Annotated in this window: 20 protein-coding genes and 1 pseudogene; 11 read left to right on the top strand and 10 right to left on the bottom strand. The window is 63.0% G+C overall.

Going from position 1 to position 25,552, the window contains the following annotated elements:
* Positions 1 to 87 precede the first annotated feature (87 nt).
* A complete protein-coding gene (locus ACQR3U_RS21210) occupies positions 88 to 492 on the bottom strand; it encodes an MHYT domain-containing protein (protein ID WP_230811444.1) in 405 nt (134 codons plus the stop codon).
* Between the two features lie 921 nt (positions 493 to 1,413).
* Here ACQR3U_RS21210 and ACQR3U_RS21205 point away from each other — a divergent pair.
* From ACQR3U_RS21205 to ACQR3U_RS21195, 3 genes are all read left to right on the top strand, one after another.
* Entirely contained in the window at positions 1,414 to 3,012 is a 1,599-nt protein-coding gene (locus ACQR3U_RS21205; protein WP_428692133.1) for a flavin-containing monooxygenase, read from the top strand.
* 118 nt (positions 3,013 to 3,130) lie between these two features.
* Positions 3,131 to 4,192 carry an alpha/beta fold hydrolase gene (locus ACQR3U_RS21200; protein WP_024102233.1) on the top strand — a complete coding sequence of 354 codons (1,062 nt, stop codon included), beginning with the start codon at positions 3,131 to 3,133 and terminating at the stop codon, positions 4,190 to 4,192.
* A 464-nt stretch (positions 4,193 to 4,656) separates the two neighbouring features.
* Positions 4,657 to 6,384, top strand: a complete 1,728-nt coding sequence (locus tag ACQR3U_RS21195; protein ID WP_230811446.1) for a sigma-54-dependent Fis family transcriptional regulator — start codon at positions 4,657 to 4,659, stop codon at positions 6,382 to 6,384.
* A gap of 327 nt (positions 6,385 to 6,711) precedes the next feature.
* Here the strand turns inward: ACQR3U_RS21195 and ACQR3U_RS21190 are convergent, their stop codons facing one another.
* The gene (locus ACQR3U_RS21190) at positions 6,712 to 7,893 is read right to left on the bottom strand and encodes a serine hydrolase domain-containing protein (protein WP_006553291.1); all 1,182 of its coding nucleotides are present in this window, start codon (positions 7,891 to 7,893) and stop codon (positions 6,712 to 6,714) included.
* Between the two features lie 247 nt (positions 7,894 to 8,140).
* On the opposite strand from ACQR3U_RS21190, the gene ACQR3U_RS21185 reads away from it, so the two are divergent.
* Positions 8,141 to 9,037, top strand: a complete 897-nt coding sequence (locus ACQR3U_RS21185; RefSeq protein ID WP_230811453.1) for an alpha/beta hydrolase fold domain-containing protein — start codon at positions 8,141 to 8,143, stop codon at positions 9,035 to 9,037.
* Positions 9,038 to 9,051: 14 nt separating this feature from the next.
* Positions 9,052 to 10,140, top strand: coding sequence for a helix-turn-helix domain-containing protein (locus ACQR3U_RS21180; protein WP_230811447.1), 1,089 nt, complete (start codon positions 9,052 to 9,054; stop codon positions 10,138 to 10,140).
* A 114-nt stretch (positions 10,141 to 10,254) separates the two neighbouring features.
* Here the strand turns inward: ACQR3U_RS21180 and ACQR3U_RS21175 are convergent, their stop codons facing one another.
* Complete coding sequence (locus ACQR3U_RS21175) at positions 10,255 to 10,482, bottom strand: hypothetical protein (RefSeq protein WP_230811448.1); 228 nt, start codon at positions 10,480 to 10,482, stop codon at positions 10,255 to 10,257.
* Positions 10,483 to 10,918: 436 nt separating this feature from the next.
* Here ACQR3U_RS21175 and ACQR3U_RS21170 point away from each other — a divergent pair, with 436 nt between their 5' ends.
* Positions 10,919 to 11,650 (top strand): TetR family transcriptional regulator, encoded by a 732-nt coding sequence (locus tag ACQR3U_RS21170; RefSeq protein ID WP_230811449.1) that lies wholly within the window; start codon positions 10,919 to 10,921, stop codon positions 11,648 to 11,650.
* Positions 11,651 to 11,724: 74 nt separating this feature from the next.
* Here ACQR3U_RS21170 and istB read toward each other — a convergent pair whose 3' ends face one another.
* Positions 11,725 to 12,528 (bottom strand): IS21-like element helper ATPase IstB, encoded by an 804-nt coding sequence (istB, locus tag ACQR3U_RS21165; protein WP_230811450.1) that lies wholly within the window; start codon positions 12,526 to 12,528, stop codon positions 11,725 to 11,727.
* Positions 12,525 to 14,159 carry an IS21 family transposase gene (gene istA / locus ACQR3U_RS21160; RefSeq protein ID WP_269572367.1) on the bottom strand — a complete coding sequence of 545 codons (1,635 nt, stop codon included), beginning with the start codon at positions 14,157 to 14,159 and terminating at the stop codon, positions 12,525 to 12,527. Before istA ends, istB begins: the two co-directional genes overlap by 4 nt.
* Positions 14,160 to 14,763: 604 nt before the next feature.
* Between istA and ACQR3U_RS21155 the strand changes: the two genes are divergently transcribed.
* The 3 genes and pseudogenes from ACQR3U_RS21155 to ACQR3U_RS21145 form a co-directional block, all read left to right on the top strand.
* Complete coding sequence (locus ACQR3U_RS21155) at positions 14,764 to 15,294, top strand: MarR family winged helix-turn-helix transcriptional regulator (protein WP_230811566.1); 531 nt, start codon at positions 14,764 to 14,766, stop codon at positions 15,292 to 15,294.
* Positions 15,291 to 15,680: a DUF5313 family protein gene (locus ACQR3U_RS21150; protein ID WP_024102225.1), complete on the top strand. Its 390-nt coding sequence runs from the start codon at positions 15,291 to 15,293 to the stop codon at positions 15,678 to 15,680. The genes ACQR3U_RS21155 and ACQR3U_RS21150 overlap by 4 nt, the downstream gene beginning before the upstream one ends.
* Before the next feature lie 179 nt (positions 15,681 to 15,859).
* A pseudogene (locus ACQR3U_RS21145) lies at positions 15,860 to 16,312 on the top strand (ParA family protein); the annotation flags it as partial.
* A 106-nt stretch (positions 16,313 to 16,418) separates the two neighbouring features.
* On the opposite strand, the gene ACQR3U_RS21140 reads toward ACQR3U_RS21145, so the two are convergent.
* The 5 genes from ACQR3U_RS21140 to ACQR3U_RS21120 form a co-directional block, all read right to left on the bottom strand.
* Positions 16,419 to 17,375 (bottom strand): 3-carboxyethylcatechol 2,3-dioxygenase, encoded by a 957-nt coding sequence (locus ACQR3U_RS21140; RefSeq protein ID WP_024102221.1) that lies wholly within the window; start codon positions 17,373 to 17,375, stop codon positions 16,419 to 16,421.
* A gap of 136 nt (positions 17,376 to 17,511) precedes the next feature.
* Positions 17,512 to 18,381: an alpha/beta fold hydrolase gene (locus ACQR3U_RS21135; protein ID WP_006551096.1), complete on the bottom strand. Its 870-nt coding sequence runs from the start codon at positions 18,379 to 18,381 to the stop codon at positions 17,512 to 17,514.
* Complete coding sequence (locus ACQR3U_RS21130) at positions 18,378 to 20,282, bottom strand: FAD-dependent monooxygenase (protein ID WP_230811565.1); 1,905 nt, start codon at positions 20,280 to 20,282, stop codon at positions 18,378 to 18,380. Before ACQR3U_RS21130 ends, ACQR3U_RS21135 begins: the two co-directional genes overlap by 4 nt.
* A 1-nt stretch (position 20,283) precedes the next feature.
* Positions 20,284 to 21,651 (bottom strand): MFS transporter, encoded by a 1,368-nt coding sequence (locus tag ACQR3U_RS21125; protein ID WP_230811567.1) that lies wholly within the window; start codon positions 21,649 to 21,651, stop codon positions 20,284 to 20,286.
* Positions 21,652 to 22,020: 369 nt separating this feature from the next.
* Positions 22,021 to 22,761, bottom strand: coding sequence for a GntR family transcriptional regulator (locus ACQR3U_RS21120; protein ID WP_006551093.1), 741 nt, complete (start codon positions 22,759 to 22,761; stop codon positions 22,021 to 22,023).
* A gap of 264 nt (positions 22,762 to 23,025) precedes the next feature.
* Here ACQR3U_RS21120 and ACQR3U_RS21115 point away from each other — a divergent pair, with 264 nt between their 5' ends.
* On the top strand, positions 23,026 to 24,099 hold the full coding sequence (locus tag ACQR3U_RS21115; RefSeq protein WP_006551092.1) for an LLM class flavin-dependent oxidoreductase: 1,074 nt from the start codon (positions 23,026 to 23,028) through the stop codon (positions 24,097 to 24,099).
* Positions 24,100 to 24,128: 29 nt separating this feature from the next.
* On the top strand, positions 24,129 to 24,749 hold the full coding sequence (locus ACQR3U_RS21110) for a cysteine hydrolase family protein (RefSeq protein WP_230811564.1): 621 nt from the start codon (positions 24,129 to 24,131) through the stop codon (positions 24,747 to 24,749).
* Positions 24,750 to 25,552: the final 803 nt, after the last annotated feature.

Here is a 25,552-nt window from a genome sequence, read left to right as displayed (position 1 = left end):
GTAGCATCCAGACCGGCGAATGCCCCTGCTCTCAACAAACACTCGTGCGCTGGGGGCTGGTGAAGGACCCGCCGAACGGTGGGTCCTTCACCAGAGAGGTGGTTGCCGCACTCGTTCGTGTGGCACTACCTGCACATCACCCTTGCGAAGGGGGTCGGCAGGTCGACGCGGAACGTCTCGACGGGTGTCGAGTTCAGCTGTGGCCTCCTGCCCTCGGTCACCGGGGTAGGGGACAGCATCATTGATCTCCGCGCTCCACGTGGCGATCGCTTCGTCGACCTCGGTGTCGGCACTCTGACGAGCGAGCACCAATGCGACGAGCGGCGCCGCCAGTATGGTCGTGCCGAGAATGTATGCCTGAAGCATCGAATCGAGGAGCGTCACGCCCTCCGGCGTGGTGGCGGTCGAGTCCAAGGACGCGTGAAATCCAGCCATGCCGCAGTAGTGCATCAGGCTCACCGCGAAGCCCATCATGGCGATGAAGTGGGTCATCCGGATCCCGACACCGCTGATGGACAAGGCTGCCATCACCAACCAGCGCCAGCATGTCGGACCGAGTGGGGTGGTAGCGGCTCGGCGAGCGCAGGACAGGCCGACGAAGGACCCGGCGATCGAGGTGCCGTAGGCGAGAAAGAGCGCCCACAGTCCCAGATCGAGATGGTGCATTTCGTGTGACATCAGTGTTCCTTACCAAGGCACGCTCGAGCACCTGCGCCGGCGGTGATGCGCCGAACCGTTCGGGCAGGACTGCGATCTCGGCCCTCCGAGCAGCGACAGACTGTTCGTTTTGCATGATCATGCGTACTCTGAACAGGTTTATTCGGTCTCGTGGCCATGATTCGGTGAATTTCCCTTTCATTCGGGTAGTCGGGAAGCTGTGGTTCGTCCCGTCTTCGTGGCGGCTACCGGGGGATGAGGGATCAGACGATGGCAATTCGAATTGCAGCTACCAGAACAGAGTTCGGATTCTGTGGCATCCAACGGTCGCGGTTGGAAGGCCGGAATGTGTCGGATCGCCGACTGTGTGCTCATATCGGTGCGGCGGCGACCCGAATCGAGATGGCGATCGCGGCGGTGTCGAGCATGCGGCAAGATGGGTCCGGAACTGGACTGGTGGTAGAAATCATTGCGTAACAGTATATTCCGGATATATTGCAGGCCTCTTTGCCGAAGGTTGCCCACCGCGTCGTCGAAAACACCCCCCGAGTTGTAAATCGGTTCTGCTGGGGTGCTGGCGGTGCGAGAGGCGCCGGACTCGGTGATATCCGTGTCTGCGAAGCCGGGAAGTGTCCGAAGATGGGACAGCTGAGTGAGGCGCACATCACGATGATGGCTTCCACGTGACCTGAACTACAGAAAGGCTAGGACATGTCGCCTCACTCTTCCTCTGCGGTCGGACTTGCTGATACCGAGGTGTCACTCGAGCTGGACGCGTTGATCATCGGTGCGGGAGTCGCCGGCCTGTATCAGCTGCATCAGCTTCGCGAGCTGGGGCTGCGGGTGCGCGCCTTCGATACCGCCTCCGACGTCGGCGGCACCTGGTACTGGAATCGTTATCCGGGTGCTCGATTCGATTCGGAGGCCTACATCTACCAGTACCTGTTTTCCGATGAGCTGTACAAGAACTGGAGCTGGAGTCAGCGTTTCCCCGGCCAACCCGAGATCGAGCAGTGGTTGCATTATGTGACCGACAGTCTCGATCTGCGTCGCGACATCCAATTCTCGACGACGATCACCAGTGCGCATTACGTCGAGGACTCGAAGCGATGGATCGTGCGCACCGATCGCGGGGACGCGATTGCCACCCAGTTCCTGATCACCTGCGCCGGCATGCTGTCGGCACCGATGTCGTCGGTGTTCGAGGGTCAGGAAAGCTTCGCCGGCCCGATCTTCCACACCTCTCGATGGCCGAAGGAGGGCGCCGATGTCGCGGGCAAGAAAGTTGCAGTGATCGGTGTCGGCGCCACCGGGATCCAGGTCATCCAGACCATCGCCGACAAGGTCGAACATCTGAAGGTGTTCATCCGTACACCGCAGTACGCCCTGCCGATGAAGAATCCGTCCTACGACGACCGGGATGTTGCCGCGTACAAGGAGCGCTTCGAGGAACTTCGCGCGACGTTGCCGCATACGTTCAGTGGCTTCGAATACGACTTCGAGCATGCATGGGTCGACCTGACTCCCGAGCAACGGCGGGAAAGGCTCGAAGAGATCTATGACAACGGTTCACTCAAGCTCTGGCTCGCTTCTTTCGCGGAGGTGTTCTCCGATGAAGAGGTCAGTGAGCAGGTGTCCGAGTTCGTGCGAGAGAAGATGCGTGCGCGACTGAAGGATCCGAAGCTGTGTGAACTGTTGATTCCGACCGACTACGGCTTCGGTACACACCGGGTACCGCTGGAAACCAATTATCTCGAGGTCTACCACCGTCCGAATGTCGAAGCAGTCGGGGTGCGCACCAATCCGATCAGCCGAATCGTCCCGGAAGGGATCCTGTTGGACGACGGCACGCTGCACGAAGTCGACGTCATCATCCTGGCCACGGGATTCGATGCGGGATCCGGCGCGCTGACACGAATCGACATCCGGGGACGTGAGGACCGATCGCTCACGAGCGACTGGTCGCGTGACATCCGCACGACGATGGGCCTGATGGTGCACGGCTATCCCAACATGCTGACCACCGGTGCCCCACTCGCCCCCTCCGCGGCTCTGTGCAACATGACCACCTGTCTGCAGCAACAGACCGAATGGATCACCGAATGCATCCGGCACATGCGTGAGCACGGGTACACCGTCATCGAACCGACCGTCGAGGGTGAGGGCGAATGGGTCGCCCACCACGACGAAACCGCGAATGCCACGCTGATCTCGAAGACCAATTCCTGGTACAACGGCGCGAACGTTCCCGGAAAACCTCGCCGCGTGCTGTCCTACACCGGCGGGGTCGGCACCTATCGAGAACTCACTCTCGCGGCCGCCGCGGCCGGCTACAAGGGATTCCAGCTGAGCTGACCTTCTCGGATATCCGACCCTGCGGTCGACCACTGCTCGTCTCACGGCGGCGTACGCACATGTCATCGGGTGAGCACGCGCTGCTACCGCTTTCTCATAGCTCAGGAGGACGATCTCGATGATCGACAACCCGTACTACACGCACGACTTCCACGGTGATTACGACCTGATCGGCATCGGAGCCCTCGACCTCGAGGAGGGTGGCTCGATCCCGGACTGCCGGCTCGCAGTGGCAACGTTCGGAACGCTGAACGAAGCCAAGGACAACGCAATCCTCATCCCCACCTGGTACTCGGGGACCCACCAGATCTGGCGCGACGCATACATCGGTCCTGACCATGCTCTCGACCCGAGCAAGTATTTCATCGTCTGCGTGGATCAGATCGGCAACGGTCTGTCGACGTCTCCCCACAACGCCACCGGCGTCAACGCAGAGATCGCCATGTCGAACTTCCCTCGTGTTCGGATCGGGGACAATGTCGTGGCCCAGGAGCGGCTGCTCCGGGAGCATTTCGGTATCGAACGCCTCGCGTTGGTGACGGGAGGCTCCATGGGAGCTCAACAGACCTACGAATGGGCGGTGAGGTTCCCCGACAAGGTTCTGCGCGCCGCACCGATTGCCGGTACGGCACGCAACACTCCCGGTGATTTCTTGATCGCGGAGATCATGCGCGAAGCGATCCTGTCGGATCCGGGCTGGAACGGCGGCGAATACACCTCGCATACGCAGGTCGTCGACGGCCTCACCAGGCAGGCTCACATCTGGGGAGTGCTCGGATTCTCGACCGAGTTCTGGAAGCAAGAAGTATGGCGAGCAATGGAGTTCGAATCCCTGGACGCGTTCCTGACCGGATTCCTCGAGCCCTACTTCACGGCGATGGATCCCAACGCACTCCTCACTCAATCCTGGGCCTGGCAACGCGGCGACGTCTCTCGGCATACCGGGGGAGACCTGGCCGCTGCACTCGGACGGATCACCGCCAAGACCTTCGTGATTCCCATCGACGAAGACCAGTTGTTCCCGGTCCGCGACTGTGCTGCCGAGCAGGAACTGATCAAGGGCAGTGAACTGCGCGTGGTCGAAGATGTGCTCGGGCATTTGGGCCTGTTCGCTGTCGCCCCGACCTACATGCCGCAGATCGACCGCCACCTTGCGGATCTTCTCGCGATCGAGGTCTGAAGCGGTGCCGCCACGACAACGGTCCACGTGGGCGGGACGGTAGTGAGTGTGCCCGCCGGCGGTCGTGGCGGCAGAGAACATCGAAATTCTTGCGCGGTTGCCGGCGATGTCGACCTCTATGCGTAGGGCGGGGCAGGTGATGGAACGGGCTCGGCTTCCCCTGGGGGGTGAAGCCGAGCCCGGTGATCCGGTCCGCCGTCGACGACCTGATGTCAGTCTCCTGATGGTGGTGTGCACCCCGGATCGCGGCAGTCGGTGGTCCGAGGAGTAGGCGCGGTGCGGACCGCGAGTGCCGATCTCCGGCCGGCGGGGTGGCCGTACCGCCCCGCTACTGCCGTTGGAGACGGCAGATCGATGTCCTATTCTGGGACATTCATAGAATGTGATGTGCGGCACATTGAGGGGGATGGCAGTGCTGCGACCTGCAAGGAAATGTGATGGACAGTGATAACCGCCGGCGCCGCGTGACCACCGCCCGGCATCTCCATGACCTCGCCGGTTCCCCCTCCGAGGACGTCTCACCCCTCATCGCACAGTCATGGCGACGCTCACGTCAGGCGGGTGTCATCCCGGACGGCTCGCACCTTCCACAGCTGCAGTACGTCGAAGACCTCGATCTTCGCCGACGACTGGTGCGATGCGCCCTGCCGATCCTCGATCGGCTCCATGACGACCTGTCCGACATGTCCCTCAGTGTCGCGTTGAGTGACGAGCATGCGCGTGTGCTGGTCCGGCGGGACAATGATCCCGTCCTCGCCGCGAAGCTGGACAAGGTGTACTTCGCTCCCGGGTTCACCTACGCCGAAGAGCTCGTCGGTACCAATGGAGTGGGCACAGCCCTCGAGACCGGGATGGCCGTCTACGTCGACGGCGCTCAACACTATCACGAATCGATCCAGTATTTCACCTGTGCCGGCGCGCCCATTCACAACCCCACCACCGGCCGTGTCGAAGGACTGATCGACATCACAGGCTTGACCCACACATCGAACCCGTTGATGCGCCAGCTCGCCCTTGGAGCGGCTCGTGATATCGAGTCGGCTCTTCGCGCCACGGGATCGATCAAGCAACAGCTCGTGCTCGGCGAGTTCCTCGTCGCCTGTCGGCGCCGGCAGACGGCGGTGTACTCACTCAGTTGCGGTGTTTTCATGTCGAACGAGATCGGCTCGCGCCTTCTCGACCCGATCGACGAGGCTTTTCTCCGCGAGGAAGCACAGTCGATGCTCGATCCGTCACGAGTTGCCCAGTTCGACCTGCGCCTTCCGTCCGGAGGTAGCATCGCCGTCAAGCGCACTCTCGTCGAACATGGCGGCGACATCGCCGGCATCGTCTTCGAAGTCGAGGCGACATCGTGTCCCACGAAGATCATGCAACCCCGGCGCACGGTTCCCGTGTTTCCGGGGGTGGCGGGGTCTTCGCTCCAATGGAACCGGTGTCGAGGGGAGTTGACGTCCCTCGCCGCGACAGATGCCAACGTGATCCTCAAAGGTGAACCAGGAAGCGGCAAACTCACTCTCGTTCGGGGCATGCACCTGTACAAGAATCCGCAGGCCCCGATTGTCGTCGTGGATTGCTCTGCTGAAAAGTCCGCTCACGAGGAATTGCGCACTGCGCTCGACTCCGCGGCGACCACGATCGTCCTTCGTCGCATCGACCGACTCGACGCGAGCACCGATGAGCTCTTTGCCGACCTCATATCCGCCGACCAGCACCGATACCCCGCTCGGTGGATCGTCGCGACCACATCCACTGATGGGGAAGCACTTCAGGATTCTGCTCTCGCCGAGCATTTCATCGCCACCGTCGAGGTCCTCGCATTGCGTCATCACCCCGATGACATCCCGGACATCATCCGAATGCACCTTGCACCTCACCGCGAAACCGCTTTCAGCGACGACACGATGCGAACCCTGAAGAAGTACCACTGGCCCGGCAACGTCCGTGAACTGGTCGGCACTCTCAATCACGTACTTCGCGCCAAGCCCGCGGGAACGATCGCAGTAGCTGATCTGCCTCCAGCGCTCAGCTCCGCGCCTCGCCGGACGATGACGGCAATGGAAAGAGTCGAGCGCGATGCCATAGTGGCTGCGCTACGGGACAGCGGTGGCAATCGTGTCGCCGCCGCGAAATTGCTGGGGATCGCAAGGTCGTCTCTCTACCGCAAGATCGACACGTTCGGCATCCACGTGTGATCGCGCAGAATGCGTGATCCGAGAGTCGTCCTATGGCCTTGCGTGCGGTAGCGGTGACTGTCGGAAGGTGCGGCCCTCGCGGCAAGCCCGTGGGAGACGACGGTGTTCGCGCTCGACCTGTTGCACCCAGACCTCGAACAGCGTGGCAACACCACACCGCTGCGGGTGTTTCGACACCCGCAGCGGTGTGGTGTCCGTGCGTCGGGTGGGGATTTCACCCGATCTCGTTGATGTCGTCGTGTGGCTGTTCGGCGAGCGCGCCGGTTACGCGAGCGGTCAACGGATCGAGGTCGATGTCCGGTGCCGCGGCCCGGGATGGAACCGGGGTCAGGAAAGGGCTCGGTAGACGGCGGTCTCCATGTCGAGGTAACCACCGAGCGAGCTGGGGTCGGCGAACGGGAAGATCTGCGTCGCCCAGTAGCCTCCGATCTTGTTGTGCCGGTCGATCCAGTAGTAGAGGTTGGCCAGGCCTGCCCAGGCGAGAGACCCTGCGGGACGGCCCGTGGGTGCTTCGGTTTCGTTGGTCATGAACGTGTAGCACCAGCCCTTGCGCTGGCCAGGGAAGAACTCGGCGTCGTTCGACAGAGACCTGATGACACCCGGAAGCATCTTCACGGTCAGGTCGCCGAGGTCGTTTCTGGTCGCCCACTCGACGGTGTCGGGGCGGAGGATGACGGTGCCGTCGTCTGCCTCGCCGTCGTTGAGCCACATCCGGATGAAGGCGAGGTAGTCACCGACGGTGGAGAACAGTCCGTGCCCACCCATGTCGACCTCGGGCGGGGTGGGGATGACGAAATCGGTGGCCTGGAGTCCGTCGTCGGTGCGCTGGTGCATGGTCGCCAGACGCGCGCGCATGTCGTCGGACGGAGTGAAGGACGTCGATGTCATGCCGAGGGGGTCGAGGACTCGTGTCTTCAGCGCCTCGCCAAGGCGGGTGCCGACGATGCCTTCGATCACCTGGCCTGCCCAGTCGATATTCGAGCCGTACTCCCACTGGGTGCCGGGATCGAACAGCAGCGGTGTCTCGAGCGCGTCCTTGGTGGCGGTGACGATGCTGGGCTGACCGTGGTTCTCGGCGAGGCGGTTGTACGTCTCGTTGAAGAAGTCGTATCCGAAGCCGGCGGTGTGCAGCAGTAGTTGGCGGGTCGTGATGTCGGTCTTCGGTGCTCGCAGCATCGGCTCGCCGTTCGAGTCGAAGCCCTCGATGACCTGGAGTTCGCCGATCGCGGGCGCGTACTCCTCGGCCGGGGAATCCAGGTCGAGATCACCGGATTCCACGAGTTGCAGCGCCACGGTGCCGGTGAGGGCTTTGGTGGTCGAGAAGATGCTGAAGACGGTGTCATCGGTCATCGGTTGATCGTTGTCGACAGACCGTACCCCAGCGGACTCGATGAACAGGGTTTCCTGGTCGTTCGTCATGCCCGCTACTACTCCGGGCACGGCACCGCTGTTCACCGTGGTGTGGATGACTTCGCGGGCTGAGTCGACGACGCGTTGGGTATCGGACATGGGGGTTGTTCCTCTCGTTCGGCCGACAGTGACGCTGCTCCAAGTTTCACAAGAGTGTGATGGGTGTCTCAACCGACGCAGCGGCGCAGTTTCGCTCTGTTTCCCCGCCGAATGGCGGGTCCCTCGGTCGAGCGGCCGCCGTATCCTCGATCCGAGTCTTCGAGGAGGTGACGTGACGATGGCCCGAGCCGTGCCCCGTCCACCATTCGATGCCGAACTCAAGGCGGGATTGGCTGTGGTAGGCGGTATGTTCCCTCCGACCATCACTGCGGACCTGATCGAGTTCATGCGTACGTCCTATGCGTCCCCTCCGATGGACGAGGAATTCGACCGCCGACGGATCGCGGTGAACGACGTGACCTTCCCCGGGGGTGATGGCGCTGCCGTCAACGCTGCGGTACTTCGTTCCCGGGACTTCAGCGGGCCCCGTCCTGCGGTGCTGTACGCGCACTCCGGAGGATTGATGTTCGGAGACATGTTCAGCGGCCTGGACCTGGTGCTGGACTGGGTGACCGAACTGGGGGCGGTTCTTGTCACGGTCGAATATCGTTTGGCCCCTGAGTATCCCGACCCCTACCCGCGTGAGGACATGTATGCCGCCCTGGAGTGGTTGGCTGCGCATGTCACCGATCTGGACGTGCGGGCGGACCGGATCCTGGTCGCAGGTGCCAGCTCCGGTGGCGGACTGGCAGCCGGTCTCGCGCTGGCTGCGCGGGACCGCGGTGGTCCCCGGTTGTGTGGGCAGGTGCTCGACTATCCGATGCTCGACGACCGGTGCACGACCGCTTCGATCGAGCAGTTCGACGGTATCGGTGTGTGGGACCGGATCAGCAACGAAACCGGCTGGACCGCCCTGCTGGGTGAGCAGCGGGGCACCGACCTTGTCTCGCCGTATGCAGCCCCGGCCCGCGCGCAGAATCTGCGCGGATTGCCGCCGGCCTTCATCGACGTCGGTGCGGCCGAGATCTTCCGGGACGAGGCGATCGACTATGCCAACAGGATCTGGCAAGTCGGTGGCGATGCCGAGTTGCACGTATGGTCCGGCGCCTTTCACGCGTGCGACATTTTCGCCCCGCACACCAGCGTGGGCCGGTCCATGATCCGGACCCGCAACACCTGGGTCGAGAAAATCCTTGCGGACTGAGGGCAGGAACGAATATGCAAGAGCTACTCGGACGGATCGCCCGCCTCGATCCCAGCGCCAGTTTGGGTCTGCGTGTCATCGCGTGCTTCGACGAGTTGATCGTCGGCAACGTCAACACCCGTGCCCTGCTCGCAACCGCTGCCGCGCTGGCCGGTTGTACTGCAGGGTTCCGGCAGAGCGTCCCGCCGCGGACTCTACGAGTCACTCCGAAAGGTGAAGCAGTGCAGGGTCAATCGCCGACAGATCCTTCGAATCTGCACGTGGCGTCGGAGGACGGCATCGACGTCTGGCTCGAACGCGACGGTGCTGCTGGGCCGAACGACGCACTCATCCTCGAGCGCTTGGCACTGGCTGTGCGGATCCGGAACGGGCGTGGAGCCCGGGAGATCGACAATCGCCGCCACCTCGGCATACTCACCGGTCGCGAGAGCATTCCCGACGAGCGCTTGACCGCGGCGAGTGCGCTCGGATTGTCGGCAACGGGCCTGTATCGCCTCGTTGTGGCACCGCTGTTCGCGGTGTGGCGCAATCATCCCGCCGGCCCGGAGGACGTGATCGCCACCCCGTTCGGTCCGGTTCACGCCATCGTTGTGCCGGAGCGGTACCCGCCGTTCGGCGCTTCGCCGTGCGGTATCGGAACAGCCACGCCGCCGGACTTGTTGGATCGGTCGTTCCGGACCGCGATGGTCGCTCTGCGCCTGTGCCGAACCCCGAAGGAACCCCAGGTTGTGGCCGACTCCTACGGGGGTCTGATCGAACTGCTTGCCGACGCCGATGAGCACGCTCCGCACAGCGACGCCGACCGTGTCGAGGCCATCGCACACTACGCCTGGGGGATGGAGACGATCGATGCTGTCGTCGCTGCGCAGTCCGTTCGAGAAGCGGCGCGACTGCTCAACATCCACCACAGCACGCTTCAGAGCAGGATCGATACCATCACTGCGACACTCGGTTTCAACCCGTTCGAGGGATTCGGGCGCAGCCGGCTCGGGGCAGCGTTCCTGCTGCATCGCTTGCGTACGTCGACGGTCCTCGACCTGCCGGCGGCTGCGGCACCCGGCAATGTCGCCGTGCTCGGTCCTGCTCGCCGCGCGACGGTATGAGGCCGTCAACGCTTCGTGATGTGGTCTCGGTTATCTCGGTGCCGGTTCGGTGCGTTGGCGTGTCGGTGATCGCCGGAAGCGGCACAGCGTTGTGCGGGTGATGTCCCTGCGACGTCAGCTCCGGGCGGCGGAGCCGTCTTCATCCCAGTCGGGCAGGGCCGGCACTCGGGTGGCGAGGGCGGTATCGGCGACGATCAGTACGACTTCGATTGCGCGAGCCAGAGGCCGGATTACGAGGCTGGAAATCATCAGAGAACGGTCTTCCTTGGTCGTATGTCGTTCGGTGGAGCCGAGGCGTCCCGTCGGGAGAACGGGTCTGCCGATCGCGATCAGACCTGCCATCTACGTGCCGGAGGTGATCGTCCGGGCGGTTCAGCTCGGACGACAGCAGCGGTAATCGAGCATTCAACTATAATTATGCTACCCGGTTCCGAAAATCAAGTCGATCATGCCCGGCGCCGAACGAGCAGTCGGACTCCCGAATCGGTCTCTGTGAGCGGCACTGCCCTCGTTCGTGGGAAAGCGTAAAGAGGATTCCGATAAGGGAGAGCGCTCCGACGGTGGGAGCGATCGGCGTACCGGCTGTCCCGCAAGCAAACACCGACGAACGGCATCGATGGGGCATGGCGGGCCCCTCAATCGAACGGATAGGACACAACCCGCCCTACACGGGTCGGTGTGGAAGTTCCCGGATGCCCTGCCCGTTGGAGGGGGGACAGGCAGGGCATCCGGGACGGGGTCGGTTCACCGACCGGGAACCACGGTCCGCCTACAGGGGGTGACGGATCGTGGTGGTGTTGCAAGATCGTCTTTATCGGTCGCATCGCGCGTCGCCTATATTTACGGTACCGAGTACCCAAAATCAAGTCTCGGGTCGAAAAGAGGGGGGAATGCGATGGCTACCGGCAGACGTGGGCGTCCTCGGGTGTCGTCTCGCGCGCAGGTCGAGGTCGCCGCGTTCGAACTGTTCCTCGAACGAGGCTATGCGGAGACGTCGATCATGGATATCGTTGCGGCCGCGGGGATCAGCAAGACCACCTTCTTCCGGTACTTCTCCAGCAAAGCGGCACTCGTGTGGTTTCCTTTCGAGGAAAGTACCCGCGATCTCCAGCGCTCCTTCGGCACGGTTGACGACGAGGTGCCGGTCATGGAGGCGATCCGGGCCGGGGTGATCGATACGGTAACGGCCCGACTCAACGATGAGGGCGTCTGGACCGCCCAGATTCGGATCCTCGACGCCTCACCGGAATTGCAGGCCGAGGGTGCTCAACGGTGGTTGGTGTGGTCCGAGGTCGTCTCGACGTTCGTTGCGTCCCGTATCGGTACGCGTCCGGCGGCGGTGGTGCCGGCTGCTGTCGGGGGTGCGGTGCAGTCCGTGGTGCTCGCCGTCCTGCGCGAGGGAGTGAGGTCTCCCACATCCCCCGGTGAGGTGTTGACCACTCTCGATAAGTCGTTGGCTTCGCTGGGGTACAGCCTGCAGAAGTGGATCGACGAACAACCTTACAAGTAAGGCGCATCGGCCTTGTCGCTTGCCAGGTTGATGGGACCACCTGATTGCCAGAGGGTAGGGACCACCGTGGCGCGTTATTGAGGATGCGTGTTGTCGGTGGCGGCGTCAACTGCTCCGGGCCGGGTGCGTTGACGGTAGGACGGTCCTTCGACGACGAGGGTGTGGGCGCTGGAGGTCAGCCGGTCGATCGCGGATTGGGCGAGGAGGGTGTCTGCGGTCATCGTCAGCCACTCCGACGGCTCCCGATTTGATGTGACGATCGTGGTCTTCTTCTTGTGCCGTTCTACGATGAGTTCGTAGAAGTCGTTGGTTTCGGTGGCATCGAGCGGTCGCAGCGCGAAGTCGTCGATGATGAGCACGTCGATCGCGGTCAACCTGCGGATCTCGGCGTCGACGGTGTTATCCAATCGGGCTGCGCGGAGCCGGGTGAACAGCTTGTCCGATCGCGCGAACAGAGCACTGTGTCGCCGCCGGATTGCCATGTGCCCTAATGCTGTTGCCAGATGGGTCTTGCCGACCCCGACCGGGCCGAGAACGATCGCGCACTGCTGGTTGTCGAGGAACCGCAATGAGGTCAGATCTGCGAGGAGTGTCCGGTCGTAGCGCAGATCATCGAGCGCATTCCAGGTATCGAACACCATCGCCGGGTCGAGTCCTGCCTTGGTGGCTCGTAGTGTCGCCGAACGTGATTCACGCCGGTTCACTTTGTCGGCGAGGAGCACTTCGAGGAACCCGATGTGGCTGAGTTTGTGTTGACGGGCCAGGGCGGCGCGTTCGGGCAGCGTGTCGGCCAGCGCCCCGAGTTTGAGAGCTTTGAGCAGTCGGACCATGTCGGTACCGACAGGTTCGGTGGCTGCGGTGCGGGTGTGGGTGCTCATCGGTGGATCTCCGTGTTCTCGGCGCTGTCGCCGACGACTGACAGTGCGGGTGCATTTGCGGCAGTGTTGAATTCGGACGGATCACGTGAGAATCGTGATGCGGTGTGTCCGACTGCTTTCGGCAGATCCGGCGAGGTCTTCTCGGTGGCGCGCTCGAGCATCGAGGCGATCTTGGTGACCGAGACGACGTCGAGGTCGAGCGACAGGGTGCAGGCCTGCTCGACCCGTTCGACTCCGTAGCGGCGGACCAGTCCTTGCAGACGGTAGACGCTGCGGATCCTCGTCCACGGCAGCGGATCGTCGAGGATGCGTTCGGCGTAGATGCCGATGTTCGGCCCGTGCGCGGTGCACTTGGCGATCAGAGAGGTGACATCACGCAGCGCGTAGTCGGATCTGTGTTCGGGCAGGTCAGCGCGGTCGGTGCTCCGTCCACCCGGCGGCGTGCGGGGGTGGATCTTCACCAGGATGCCGCGGTGATAGAACTTCACCAGTTCGGTGTCGGCGCGCACCGACAGCGTCGATCCGATCCACTGTTGCGGCAACGAATACAACGCCCGCCCGACTTCTGCGTGGAAATCACGGTGCACTTTCACGTCCTTGAAGATCGGCACATCGTAGACCGCCGGCACCGGCAACAACATGGGTCGTTCGGCAGTGTCGAAGACCTCCAGCGGTCGTGCGCAGGTGGTGCCGTGGATACGCATGCCCGCGGTGGTGCTGCACCAGCGGACGACGGACTCTTGAGCTTCGGCGAGATCGGTGAAACGTTCACCGGCCCAGAAGTTTCCGCGCACGTACTGCACGGTGCGTTCGACGCGGGGTTTGTCCTTCGGTGACCGCACCCGGGCGGGATCGGTGATGAATCCGACGTGACTGCTGTAGTCGAGCCACCCCTCGCTGAAACGCGGGGTGATCGGGTCCGCCGCGGTCACGACGGGTCTGAGGTTGTCGGGGATCAGGACCGCGAAGACCCCGCCGAAGAACTTCCATGCCGCCTCGCATCCGGCGATCACCGCCGCCAGCGTCTGCGAATAGGTCAACCACACGAACATCTGTCGGCTGTACACGGCGGTGAAGATCAGGGCATGAACTTTCCGGGATCGGCCGTCCTCGGGGTCGGTGAGCATCCCCAGATACCCGAAGTCGATTTGGCATTCGACACCCGGATCTCCGTCGACGACCCGAACGGTGAGGTCCTTGCGGCCGAAACCGCACCGCTCGGTAGCGAACCGGTGCAGCGTCCGGTACGGCACCACACAGCCTTGGCGGGCGAGGAGCACGTGGATCTTGGTGATCGTCAGCGGTTTGTGCTCATCGTCCCCGGCCACCCACCTGGTGATCTGCTGCCCGTGAGGAACCAACTGTTCCCATGCCGCACCGTGTCCATGAGGCCGGTCGGGGCGCACGGTGTCGACGACCGCAGCGATCAACTCGTCATCGATGTCGGCTGCAGTGCCGTCCCTGTTCAGCCCGGCAGTCTGGGCGGCGTCGACGTAACGTCGGACGGTCTTGCGGTCCACCCCGGCGTGGTCTGCGATGGTGCGCAGCCCAGGCGCCGGCAGAGCGGCTGTCCCGAGCCATAGTCGCAGTACTTCTCTGATCTCGTTCACACTGATCTCCCGAAAAGCCATGTCCGTCGACCTCCGCGACCTCGCTTGAGCTGTCACAGACGATCGAACGAGCAAACGACGAGATCACCGGCAAGGCGCGCCGGTGGTCCCATAACTGGCAATCCAGGTGGTCCCATCACCCTGGCAAAATCAGCTCACACCGGCCCCATGCTCATGGCAGACGACAGGCCTCCTCTGCAGTGGCGGACCTACGTGCGAGATGTACCCGAGGTCCAGTGACGTGCGCATCATCGATGTACCGGATCGATGCACCGCCGGTGGCGGTGGTGGTCTGCCCCCGGACGGGACCCACCGTTTCCCGACCCGTCGCCGTCCGGAATGCCGGCCGTCGATCGTGAGGCGCCGCATCGTGCCGACCCGCAGGCCAGGGAGGGTTCGTCGCCGCTCGACCCAATGGGAACTGATGAAGTATCTGGCCGGTGATGCGCGTGGCGCCGCTGGGTTCGGTATTCGCGACACTTCGAGGGATCGGAGTGGGTGCGCAGGTGCGAGGCGCACTTGTTCGGATATCGAACTGCATCGCAGGTCGTGCCGGTGATGCACATCTCGAATATTGCTCGCACACAATTAGTTCGCGCACGACTGAGTCCGGTATGCTCGTCCTGTGACCACAGGTGACCTCGCTTCGATCGGGAACGACGACCTCCTGGCGTTGGACCGGCAGGTCTGCTTCGCGCTTGCCGTTGCCAACCGGGCCGTCCTGGCTGTCTACCGGCCTATCCTCGAGCCTCTAGGCCTCACTCACCCGCAATACCTGGTGATGTTGGCGCTGTGGGAGAAAGCTCCGATGTCGGTCAAGGCGATCGGCGAAGCGCTGGCTCTGGACTCGCCCACGCTCTCGCCTTTGTTGAAGCGCCTCGAAGCCTCACAGCTGATCACTCGTTCGCGCAGTCGTGTAGACGAACGTCAACTGGTCATCGATCTCACTGCCCAAGGTCGAGCCCTGCGGAACGAAGCCCAGAAAGTCCCGGTCGCCGTGGTCGAGAAGCTCGGTGTTTCGCCGGCGGAGCTCCAGGAGCTGCATCGGGCACTGACCCTTCTCAATGATGCTGCAGCACATGCAATAACCAGTTCGGATCGACGTCCGTCCCGAGATCCATCCGAGTCACCGGATACAACGAAGGGAACGCTGTGACGACCCCACTTCGCACACGACCTACCGTAATTCAGCGCCTGGCCTATGTGGTTGGCCGCCCCCTGCCTCCGCAGATGCAGGACTGGGTCCGTAACGACATCCTGGGGCCGGGCGGCGTGCGCCGCTATCTTCTCAGGTGGAATGTACCGGTCATCCCGCTGCTGCTGTTGTTCCTGCTGATCCCGGGACCGGTATGGATTCCCGTCTCCATGATGATGTTGCTGCTCTTGCCCTGGACGTATTTTTCTGTGGCGTTGATGAGCATCTGGCAACGTCATCGACTTCAGCAACACGGTCTCGATCCTGATCTGCTCGGTGCGAAAGCGCAGGCGCGTGCCTCGCGTGAACGCGAGGACTACGAACGTCGGTTCGGTCGCGCAGCCTAGGCAATGTGCGCAACCCTGACGCGGAGTCAGGGTTGCGGACCGGCGCCTATCTCACCCATGTCGGCGGGTTGTCGGGCAGCAGGGCCATCCCCGGTGTAACCGGAGGATGAGTGCGTACTGCATATGGCGGCGACAGTCGTCGTTCGGAGTAGCGGTGCTGCGCAAGCCGGGGAGAAGAGGATCAACTCGCCGGCGGTGACGACGACGATGTTCAGTCCCCGGTCGCCGCGATCTCCGTCGACCCCCAGGGCTCCGCAGTCTGGTGGGCCTCACGTGTCGAGGAACTGCCGTCTATGATCGACCAGGTCCACGACAACCTCGACGTGCTACGTAATCTCGACAAGTTGCTCGGCATCGAGCACGTCTATGTCGACACCCCGGGCTGGATCGACCTGTCCGGTGCCGACGACGGCACCGATGTCCTCGGCACCGGTAGTTCCGCCGACGCGTTGCGCGCGGTGCTCGAGGTCGCCGATCTGGTCATCGTTCCGATCGAACCCGAGCCGCTGTGTCTCGGTCCCACCGCGCGCACGATCAAGCAGGTCATCGAACCGCTCGGCAAGAAATTCATTGTCGTGGTGAACAATTGGGATCCCCGCGACGGCAAGGTCGACCTCGAACAGACCCGCGAGCCTGCAGTAGTGCACTGCTTGATAGCCGCGGCGGTGCGGTGATGGTCGCGCTCAGTCGGATTTGTCGAACAACGACAGGAACCTTTTTCGTGGGTTCAGGTGCCGGTCATTTCGTGTGGTTCGAGGAGAGGGTGAGGGCTGTCGTGATTGCGAATCCTGCTATCCACTCCGGGATTGCGCGGTAAAAGCTCGAGGTGACCTGGTAGGGGCCGTTGGCGTGGAGCGCGGCGTAGGCGGCGATCCAGGTGCGCACCTCATGGGACGAGTGGCCGGCCTGCTCGACGAACCAGTCATTGGTCCACGTGTCGATTTGTTCGAGTTCGCCGGATGCCAGAATCTCGAGAAGATGCTGGTCCCAGTGGGGGTTCAACGGCTGAATGGTGGCGGTACCGGCAGCGAAGTCTCGACCTGCGGTGATGACGCGTTGTTCGCGGGCCTTGCGTTCGGCGTCGCTCGGATTGCGGCCGTCGATCAACCGTTCGCGCACCTGCTCAGGCGAGCTGGTGAACTGCGGAATCGGTGGGTCGTGGGAGAGCCCTCCGGATCCGACGAACAGGACGCGTTTGTCCAGTTTGTTGGCTGCTCGTCCGACAGCTTCGCCGAGCAGCCGAACTCGGCTGACGGGGCCGAGGGGTTCGGCGACGGAGTTGATGAAGATCGGCACGGTCGGTACTGCGATGATCGATCCGACGAGTAGTTGTAGAGCCTGGGCGAAACCGTGGTCGACGTGCATGCGTTCGGAGAACGCGGCGTCGATACCGCTGTCGAGTACTTCGCGCGTAATAGTGCGGGCGGCGTCGCGGTCGACGTCGAGGGGGCCGGCTTCGGTGCCATAGTCGCCGACGGACTGCGCGCCGGCTCCGATGCAGAACGGTGGCAGCAGGTCGTAGAAGACCCCGTTGTAGTGGTCGGGGGCGAAGATCACGATCAGATCTGGGGCGAAATCGGCGATGAATCGGCGCGCGTGGTCGAAGGCGGCGTCGACGGCGTCGATGACTTCTTGATCGGGGTCGTTGCGTCCCATCAGGGGGGAGTGCGACATCGCGCACAGCGCCACAGGCATCGCGGAGCCTCCTTTCTGGTACTTCACGGCCTCTGCCCGGATGGTTCGAGCGAGAGCGGATGAGGTTCGTCGGATGGGTGCGTCCGGCCGGTGCCGCCAGGGGTTTCAGGCGAGGACGGCACCGGCTGCATCTGTGTCAACTGCGATCGAGGAGAAAATCCAGGTGCAGTTTGTTGAAGGTGTCGGGGTCTTCGTACTGGGGCCAGTGTCCGCAGTTCTCCATGACCGCCAGCTTGGCGCCAGGGATGTGGGAGGCGATGCGCTCTGCTTCGTCGACCGGACCGGAGGGATCTTTGGTAGTCCACAGAACCATCGTTGGCACGGTGATGCCTTGGAGGGTGGCATCGGTGATCATGTTCCGTTTGCGAGTTTCGAGGTCCTGCAAGGCCATGTTCATTTCGCATGCCTTGAGCCAGTCCGGTTGTTGGAAGATGGCCTGGCGGGTGCGGATGAGGTCGTCGGTGACCATGTTCGGGTCGGCCATGAGCCATTCGAGGCGTGCTTTGACGCGTTCCCAGCTCGGGTCTTTGGCGGCTTCCATCGACAGGGTGTAGAGCCGTTCCATTACCTGTGGGTTGGCCATGGTGCCGCCCATGGTGTTGAGCACGATCCGCTCGACTTTGTCCGGGTGGTCGTGAGCGAACTGGGCGGTGACCCATCCGCCCAGCGACTCGCCTGAGAAGGATGCTTTCTCGACGCCGATGGCATCCATAAGGTGCAGCACGTGGTCGATGTAGTGCTTGATCTCGAGGGGGTGATCGGGTTTGGCGGAGTAGCCGTGGCCGATGAAGTCGATGGCCCACACATTGAAATGCTCGGCGTGTGAACGCAGATTGCGGACATATGCTTCGGCGTGGCCGGTGATGCCGTGTAGGAGAATGAGTGTGGGCTTGGAGTCGTCCCCGGCGTGCAGATAGCGGGTGCGGTATGGGCCGGCCTGGATGAACCCCTGGCTGAACTCGACCTGGTTCAGATCGTCCCAGACGCTGGTGTACGGGCGGGTCATGCGTGTGCTCCCTCGATTGGTGTGATGCTGGCTGTGGAGGCTGGTGCTGCGTCGTCGGCGGTGACGTGCGGGACGACGCTCGGTACGGCGTGGATGCTGTACTGGGGCGTACCGCCGTTCCCGGCGGTTGGGGTCTCATGCGGGGCACGGTCGAGGACGATGCTGAGCGCGTTCTCGAGGTGGGTGAGTGCTTCGCTGTCGTCCCATACCGGAGCGCTGTACCGCCAGGCGACGTAGCCGTCGGGGCGCACGAGAAGAGCCCCGGCCTCATGGATTTCACGGAGCTGCCGCCAGTACCCGTACGAGTCGTTGATGCCCGCTTCACCGATGACTACGGTGCGCAGGAACGGTAGGTCCAATGTGGCAGCGGCACGTTTCCATGCCTGTCCGCCGATGCCGGTGAGCAGGGTCATCTGTCCCTTGCCGGTGACATCGAGGGTCGAGACCCGGGTACCGTGCGGGCCGACCAACCAGGCGTGTGGCAGCTTGGCGCCAGGACGAGTGGTGGCCTGCAGGTACAGTTCCCGGTCGCGTCCCCATACCTCCTCACCGGCTTCAAGGTCGGGGACCACCGCAGACGAGGCGTAACGCTGGTTGAGTTCGACGCCGTGGGCATTGAACTCGGTGTTCTTGACCTCGAGTGCCTCGTATAGGCGCTCACGCAGTGCCGCGCCTTCGGAGGAGGGAGCTTTGAGTTTTGCCAGGCCGGCGGTGACCGGGTCGTCGCTGGTGGGATCGAACCACTCGCGCAGACCGGCGTAGTCCTTGCGGGACTGGTTGGCGCGCGCGACGATCTGCCTGCCGACCGGAACCCGCTCGGGGGAGTAGGACTCGAGCAGTCCCGGTCCCGCGTATCCCTTGGCGGCGTAGGCGATCTTCCAGGCAAGGTTGAATGCGTCCTGCATGGAGGTGTTCGAGCCCAGGCCGCTGCTCGGCGGATGCCGGTGTACGGCGTCGCCGCCACAGAACACCCGGCCGGATTGATAATGCTCGGCCCACTGCTGATTGACGTACCAGAACGAGCGCGACACGATGTCGATGGTCAGCTCAGGGTCGCCGACAAGGGTACGGATCTGTTCTAGCACAACGTCATCGGATGTGTCGGGTTCACCTTGGGACATGTCGAAGCCCCATCCGGCGATCCACTGGCCCCAAGGTCTGATCGCCCGCAGCAGACCCATGCCGATCTCACCGAAACCGGCCTTGGAGTTGAAGATCCAGTGCAGAATGCTCGGCCGGTGAGCGACGTACTTGCTCAGATCCGCGTTGAACAGGATGTAGGCGGTGCCGGCACGGGCGAGCTCGCCTTCGAAGGGCAGTCCGATCTGTTCGGCGATCTTCGAGCGGGCACCGTCGAAGCCGAGCAGGAAGCGCGCTCGCTGGGTGAACTCGGTGCCCGAGCGCACATCCCGGAATCTCACCGTGACACCGTCCTTGTCCTGGCTGTGATCGAGGTATTCGGTGTTGAAACTGATCAACGCGCCGCGTTCGGCCGCGTTCTTGATCAGTACCGGTTCCATCAGGGGCTGAGGGATGTCGAGCATCGCGCACGGGCTGCCGGCGAGATAGTCGCCGTACCGGGCGCCGGTGCCCCATGTTTGCATCCGGACGATTTCTTCACCGGCCAGACTGGTGGTGAACAGGGTGTCGCCCATCTGGTCCCACGGAGTGGCGTATGTGCGGGCTTCGTCTTCGACGCCCAGGTCGCGGAGCACTTCTACGGCGCGTTGGTTGGTGATGTGCGCGCGGGGTGAGTTCGCCACCCAGGGGAACATCGAGACGGCGTGGACGCGGACACCGTAGGTGGCCAGGGCGAGAGCGGCTGTGCCTCCAGCGGGACCGAGTCCGACGACGATGACGTCGGTGTCGTAGGTGGGGTCGTGGTCGTTCATGGTGGTCACTTCACTTGTCCAGGGTCCGCACGGACCGTGCGGCGTCGGTGGTGGGCGGAGTCGAAGAAGCTGCGATGGCAGTTGCGCTCGGTGTCGAGGTGCGCTGGTCGGCATCCAGTTGGCGTGTCGCGCCCTTGCGTCCCCAGCCGCCGGGCAGCAGGACCACCGAGACCACCGAGATGGTCGAGACGATCAACAGGTAGAGCACTATCGAGTTGCTGGTGTTGGTGGAGGCGTACAGGGCGGTCGCAATGGTCGGGGCGAACGCCGAGCCCGCGACCTGGGAGATCGTGTAGCCGATCGAGACGCCGCTGTAGCGCACATCTGCATCGAAAATCATGGTGAACAGCGATCCGGTTACTCCGGCGGCGGGGGCCATGGCGATGCCGAAGACCAGTACCTGCGCGGTCATGAAAAGCCAGGGGTTTCCGGTGTTGATCAGTGCGAAGGCCGGGCCGATCGCCACCCCCATGGTGACGGCGCCGAGCAGGTACATGGTCTTGCGGCCGAAGGTGTCCGACAGGGCGCCGAAGACGGGATAGAGGAGGACGGCGACGAGGCCGGCGACGAACACGCCGGCCAGGGCGAAGGTGCGGCTGATTCCGGCGACGGTGGTGCCGTAGGAGACGAGATACGCCATGCAGATGTAGGCGAACACTCCCTGGGACAGGTAGGTGCCGGCAATGAGGAAGATTTCTTTCGAGTGCTTTCGGAATGCGACGGCGATCGGCATCCGCACTACAGCACTGTTGGCTTTGATCTCGGCGAAGTCGGGGCTTTCGGTCAGGGACAGGCGGATGAACAGGCCGATTACGATCAGGACCGCGCTGAACAGGAACGGTAGCCGCCAGCCCCAACTGAGGAACTGCTCGTCCGGGAGTTGAGAAGCGGCGAAGAACGCCAGGGTCGCAATGCTCGTCCCGGCGGGAGCACCCATCTGTGAGAAGGAGCCGAAGAATCCTTTCTTCGCGGTGGGGGCATGCTCGACGGCCATCAAGGTGGCGCCACCCCATTCACCGCCTACGGCGAAGCCTTGAACCAGGCGCAGCAAGGTGAGCAGGATCGGAGCGGCGATGCCTATCTGGGCGTAACCGGGCAGCAGTCCCATCAGTACTGTGGCGGCACCCATACCGACGAGAGAGATAACGAGCATCTGTTTGCGGCCGACCCGGTCACCGAAGTGGCCGAAGACGATGCCTCCGAGGGGTCGGGCGAGGAATCCGACGCCGAAAGTAGCGAAGGACAACAGGATTCCGATAGCAGGTGAGACATCGGGGAAGAACAAGGTGGGGAAGACCAGTGCGGCCGCGGTGCCGTAGATGAAGAAGTCGTAGTACTCGACGGTGGTCCCTACGAAGCTGGCCAGGGCCACCCGCATCGGGGAGGTCTTCGTTGCGGAAGTCGGCGCGGTGGTCACGGTGTGGTTCCCCCGCTGCGAGGGGCGGGGCAGGCTGGCACTGCGAACAATGCTGGGTGCGAGGCGGTCATGGCCGCGCCTTTCGTCTGAGATTCGTCGGGAGGTCGAAGAGGGCCACCGCAGAAGGGGCCGAGCAACTGGAATGCTAGACGTCTAGTTGCGAAGCTACTCCAGCGCGAATGGTGACGCAAGTCTCTGTCGGAGGAGTGTGGATCGCTCTGTGGCGATCAATGTGATGCTGCGCTGCCCGAAGATACAGCGCCGCAGGCGGGGCGGAAGCCTGTAGGCCTGTCCGGTGGCACAGAACCCGTTACAGCGAGCGGCTCACCATCAGCGCGATGGCTGAGCACTCGATTCGTCGCGAATGACCGCAATCGTGCCGACGATATGGCGCTCCATCGCCTCACGCGCCGCAGCGGCATCGCGATTTCGGATCGCCTCGGCGATCTCGTGATGGTCGTGCTGGCGGTTGGGTAACGCACTCGCGAGCGGGTTGGTGATGCCGGCGGTGTTGATCAGGAAATCCGACAGATCCCACATCCGCTGACTGGTCTCCTCCATGATCCGTGAATGCGCCATCGCATGGATGGCGGCATGGAATTCCCTGTTGTGAACTCGGTATCCGTGGGCGCGGACCTCGGGGTCGTCGGAGGCGATCAAGGCATCGACGCGTGCAGAGATCAGATCCAGCTCCCGCACCTGCGCCTCGGTTCGCCGTGTGGCCGCCACCGCAGCAATGGCTCCTTCGAAACCACCGAACAGGGTGAAGAAGTCCTCGACCTCACGCGGGGTGTAGGAAACGACCTCGCACCCGACCTGGGGGACGATGTAGACCAGTTTGTCGCTCGAGAGGCGACGCAGGGCATCCATGACCGGCTGTTTGCTCACCCCGAATTCCTGCCGAATCGACTCGACGACGATCTTCTCGCCAGCTGTATAGCGGCCTTCGAGCAATCGGGTCTTCAAGATGTCGTAGAGCGCGGAGGACAGGCGTGCCCCGGAGGTGCGGACGTGCGCAAGGAGGGCGGCAGCCTCGGTGCTAGCCGTCGGGCCGGGATCGGTCGAGGTCATCGGCTCAGGCTTTCCGTCGGTTATCGGGTGGTGCTGGGAGTTGAAGGCAGCGACTTGCATTCTAGTACTTGTGGTGTGAGTCACTGTGAGCTACGTTCATCTGGAACGCTAGCATTCCAGTTCGCGATCAGTGGGCAGCATCCCCGATTGCGGAATCCACTCCGGAGGCATGCACACCCGTAGTGAGGCCGTCGGACACATCCCCGCTACGACGGGTAGGACGAGCCAAGTGCACACCCCTGGGCCCCGTGCAAGGAGAAACTTATGGAATTCTGTATCGGCACCTGCGCCAAGATCGACCAGGTCGCGATGGTGAAGCAGGCCGAGGACCTCGGGGTCACTCACTTCGGTGTCGGCGAAGGCCCGTTGCTGTTCTCCGATCCGTACCAGTTCCTCGCCCTGGCTTCGCAGCAGACCACCGGCATCCACCTGGGCACCATGGTCACCAATCCATTGACCCGCATCGCCCCGGTCACCGCGAACTCCATGGCCACTCTCAATGCCCTGGCGCCAGGCCGAACCTTCCTCGGTATCGGTACCGCCAACAACGCGCTGCGTTCCATGGGTAACCGCACCGCGAAGATCTCCGAACTGTCCCACGCCATCGAGGTCTCCCGTGAACTGATGGCAGGCCACCGGGTCAACCACACCTGGCTCGGACAGTCCCGGGAAGTGGAGTTCCTCGACAAAGAAAGTGGCTTCTACAACGTCACCGACCACATCCCGATCTGGGTTGCTGCCGGCGGGCCCCGCGGTCTTGCCGAAGCAGCCAAATACGCCGACGCCGTCGTCTACTGCCTCGGACCGAACATCGACATGATCCAGATGATTCGTAGGCTCCTGGACAAAGCCGTCGCCGATGCAGGACGAGCCCCAGGCTCTGTCAAGCTCGTCTCGTTGTCCTGGTTCTACCAACTCGGCAACGGAGAAACCTGGGAAGACGGCGTCACCAACGGCTTCGGATCCGGACCGATCAGCTCATGCATCACCAACGCCGGACTGATGGACCAACACCGCGACGAACTCGGCGACTCGATCGTCGACGCCTCACTCACCGCCGCCCAGCAATACCTCGGCGACCCGAAATCCGCGGACCAACCGCACTATCTCGACGTCTGGGCGAAGTACCTGCGCGGCCTCGACCCCCGGCACCGTCCGATCATCACCAAGGAACTCGTCGACTACTGGTGCCTGTACGGCTCTCCTGCCGAGCTACGAGAAAAAACAGCCCTGATGCGCGAAGCCGGCGTCGACATCCTTCAAGTCTTCCTGTCCAACCCACGCACAGCCGCCCGCGACATCGACAACATCGGGCATTCGATCCTCGCCCACGTCTGATCCTTCCCCGTTCTGCCCAGGAGATACTGATGGAACTCGACCCGCGTACCACTGCGCTCGTGGCTGTCCACTGTCAAGGCGACGTCGTCGAACCTACCGGCGCCTTCGCCGACTTCTTCTACCAGCAGGTGACCGAGCGCAAGGTCATCGACCGCATAGCCACGCTCATCACCGCCGCCCGTACCGCCCACACCACGATCGTCTACACCCGGGTCGCATGGAAGCCGGACTTGTCCGATCTCGACGCCAACTCGCCCCTACTCGGCATCGTCGCCCAATCCGGTTGCCTCAAGGAAGGCAGCGAACTCGCCGAGATCATCGAACCCCTCACGCCGCATGATGAGGACACCGTGCTCACTCACCAGCGCATCGGAGCCTTCGCCCGTACCGACCTCGATACCATCCTACGCAGCAAAGGCATCACCACCCTCCTCTTCGCAGGTGTGGCCACAAACGCCTCCGTCGAGGGAACAGCCAGGGTCGCAGGCGATCTCGGATACCGAGTGGTGATCGTCGAGGATGCATGCTCTGCGGCCACTCTCGCAGCGCATCAAGCCAGCATCGACTCCCTCGCGCTACTGGCCGAGATCAGCACCGTCGACGAAGTCCGCGCTGCTTTGGCTACGACGATCACCGGCACCCCGGTTTGACCGCCGACACCAGTTCTCGGGCACAGCGCGTCGATGCCTATCCGCCCTCACATTGCTGATCTCAGACCAAAAAACCGTCTACATCAGCAGTTCGTATATGAAGGCCACCATTTGCGACGCCCGCCTCGCCCGGCACATGCCCGAAGGAACTTCGACGGTATGTGCTTGTGCGGTCCCGGTGAGCGCCTCCGTGGGGTGTTCTGTGAGGTATGCACTCGCGCCAAGTAGAGCTGACACCGCGATACCGTCGGGCTGGCAGGTGCGCCGATCACTTTCCGTGCCGCCGGCACATCACCGGAGAGCATCGACGTTCTCCTCGGCCATTGCGCGAAGGTCTTGGCAGCTGCACGGGGTCGAGTCCGACGGCGTGGTGTTCGCCTTTGCCCACGTCGATGCCGCAGAACACGGCGTAGGTGGGGTCCATGAAGCGCACCTTTCGTTCCGCTCCGGACGGTCACCGATCCGACGTCGATACCCGGCACCCACGTTACGAGGAGACCTGCCCGATGCCCCGGCACAGCAGGCGGCCGTGTCCCTATCAGCGGTCCATCGACGTCACCAGGTTCGGCGACATCACCCCCCCGGATCATTCGAGTGACAGGGGCAAGAAGTCATACCGAACTTGGCGACCGTCGCCCTGTGTTGCAGGGCTACGAAGAAGGTAACGGGAAGACCGATACGTGGATGTTGATCGTCTTCATCTACGGGTTACGTCCATGAGGATGGTGTACGAGCTGGATCCGAATGAGATGGCCGGCGTGTCGTAGCCGAACGAAAGACGGTCACCGCGTGATTCTTCGAGA

It is taken from the genome of Rhodococcus sp. IEGM1339, assembly GCF_050321925.1.
GTDB lineage: Bacteria > Actinomycetota > Actinomycetes > Mycobacteriales > Mycobacteriaceae > Rhodococcus > Rhodococcus pyridinivorans.
This window is presented reverse-complemented; position numbering and strand designations above follow the sequence as displayed.

Bases quoted from the DNA above. Each gene is read 5' to 3' on its own strand.
- ACQR3U_RS21210 (WP_230811444.1), bottom strand. From the start codon at position 492: ATGACCCACTTCATCGCCATGATGGGCTTCGCGGTGAGCCTGATGCAC.
- ACQR3U_RS21200 (WP_024102233.1), top strand. From the start codon at position 3,131: ATGATCGACAACCCGTACTACACGCACGACTTCCACGGTGATTACGAC.
- ACQR3U_RS21190 (WP_006553291.1), bottom strand. From the start codon at position 7,893: ATGTCCGATACCCAACGCGTCGTCGACTCAGCCCGCGAAGTCATCCAC.
- ACQR3U_RS21185 (WP_230811453.1), top strand. From the start codon at position 8,141: ATGTTCCCTCCGACCATCACTGCGGACCTGATCGAGTTCATGCGTACG.
- ACQR3U_RS21180 (WP_230811447.1), top strand. From the start codon at position 9,052: ATGCAAGAGCTACTCGGACGGATCGCCCGCCTCGATCCCAGCGCCAGT.
- ACQR3U_RS21175 (WP_230811448.1), bottom strand. From the start codon at position 10,482: ATGGCAGGTCTGATCGCGATCGGCAGACCCGTTCTCCCGACGGGACGC.
- istB (WP_230811450.1), bottom strand. From the start codon at position 12,528: ATGAGCACCCACACCCGCACCGCAGCCACCGAACCTGTCGGTACCGAC.
- istA (WP_269572367.1), bottom strand. From the start codon at position 14,159: ATGGCTTTTCGGGAGATCAGTGTGAACGAGATCAGAGAAGTACTGCGA.
- ACQR3U_RS21140 (WP_024102221.1), bottom strand. From the start codon at position 17,375: ATGCCTGTGGCGCTGTGCGCGATGTCGCACTCCCCCCTGATGGGACGC.
- ACQR3U_RS21135 (WP_006551096.1), bottom strand. From the start codon at position 18,381: ATGACCCGCCCGTACACCAGCGTCTGGGACGATCTGAACCAGGTCGAG.
- ACQR3U_RS21125 (WP_230811567.1), bottom strand. From the start codon at position 21,651: ATGCGGGTGGCCCTGGCCAGCTTCGTAGGGACCACCGTCGAGTACTAC.
- ACQR3U_RS21120 (WP_006551093.1), bottom strand. From the start codon at position 22,761: ATGACCTCGACCGATCCCGGCCCGACGGCTAGCACCGAGGCTGCCGCC.
- ACQR3U_RS21115 (WP_006551092.1), top strand. From the start codon at position 23,026: ATGGAATTCTGTATCGGCACCTGCGCCAAGATCGACCAGGTCGCGATG.
- ACQR3U_RS21110 (WP_230811564.1), top strand. From the start codon at position 24,129: ATGGAACTCGACCCGCGTACCACTGCGCTCGTGGCTGTCCACTGTCAA.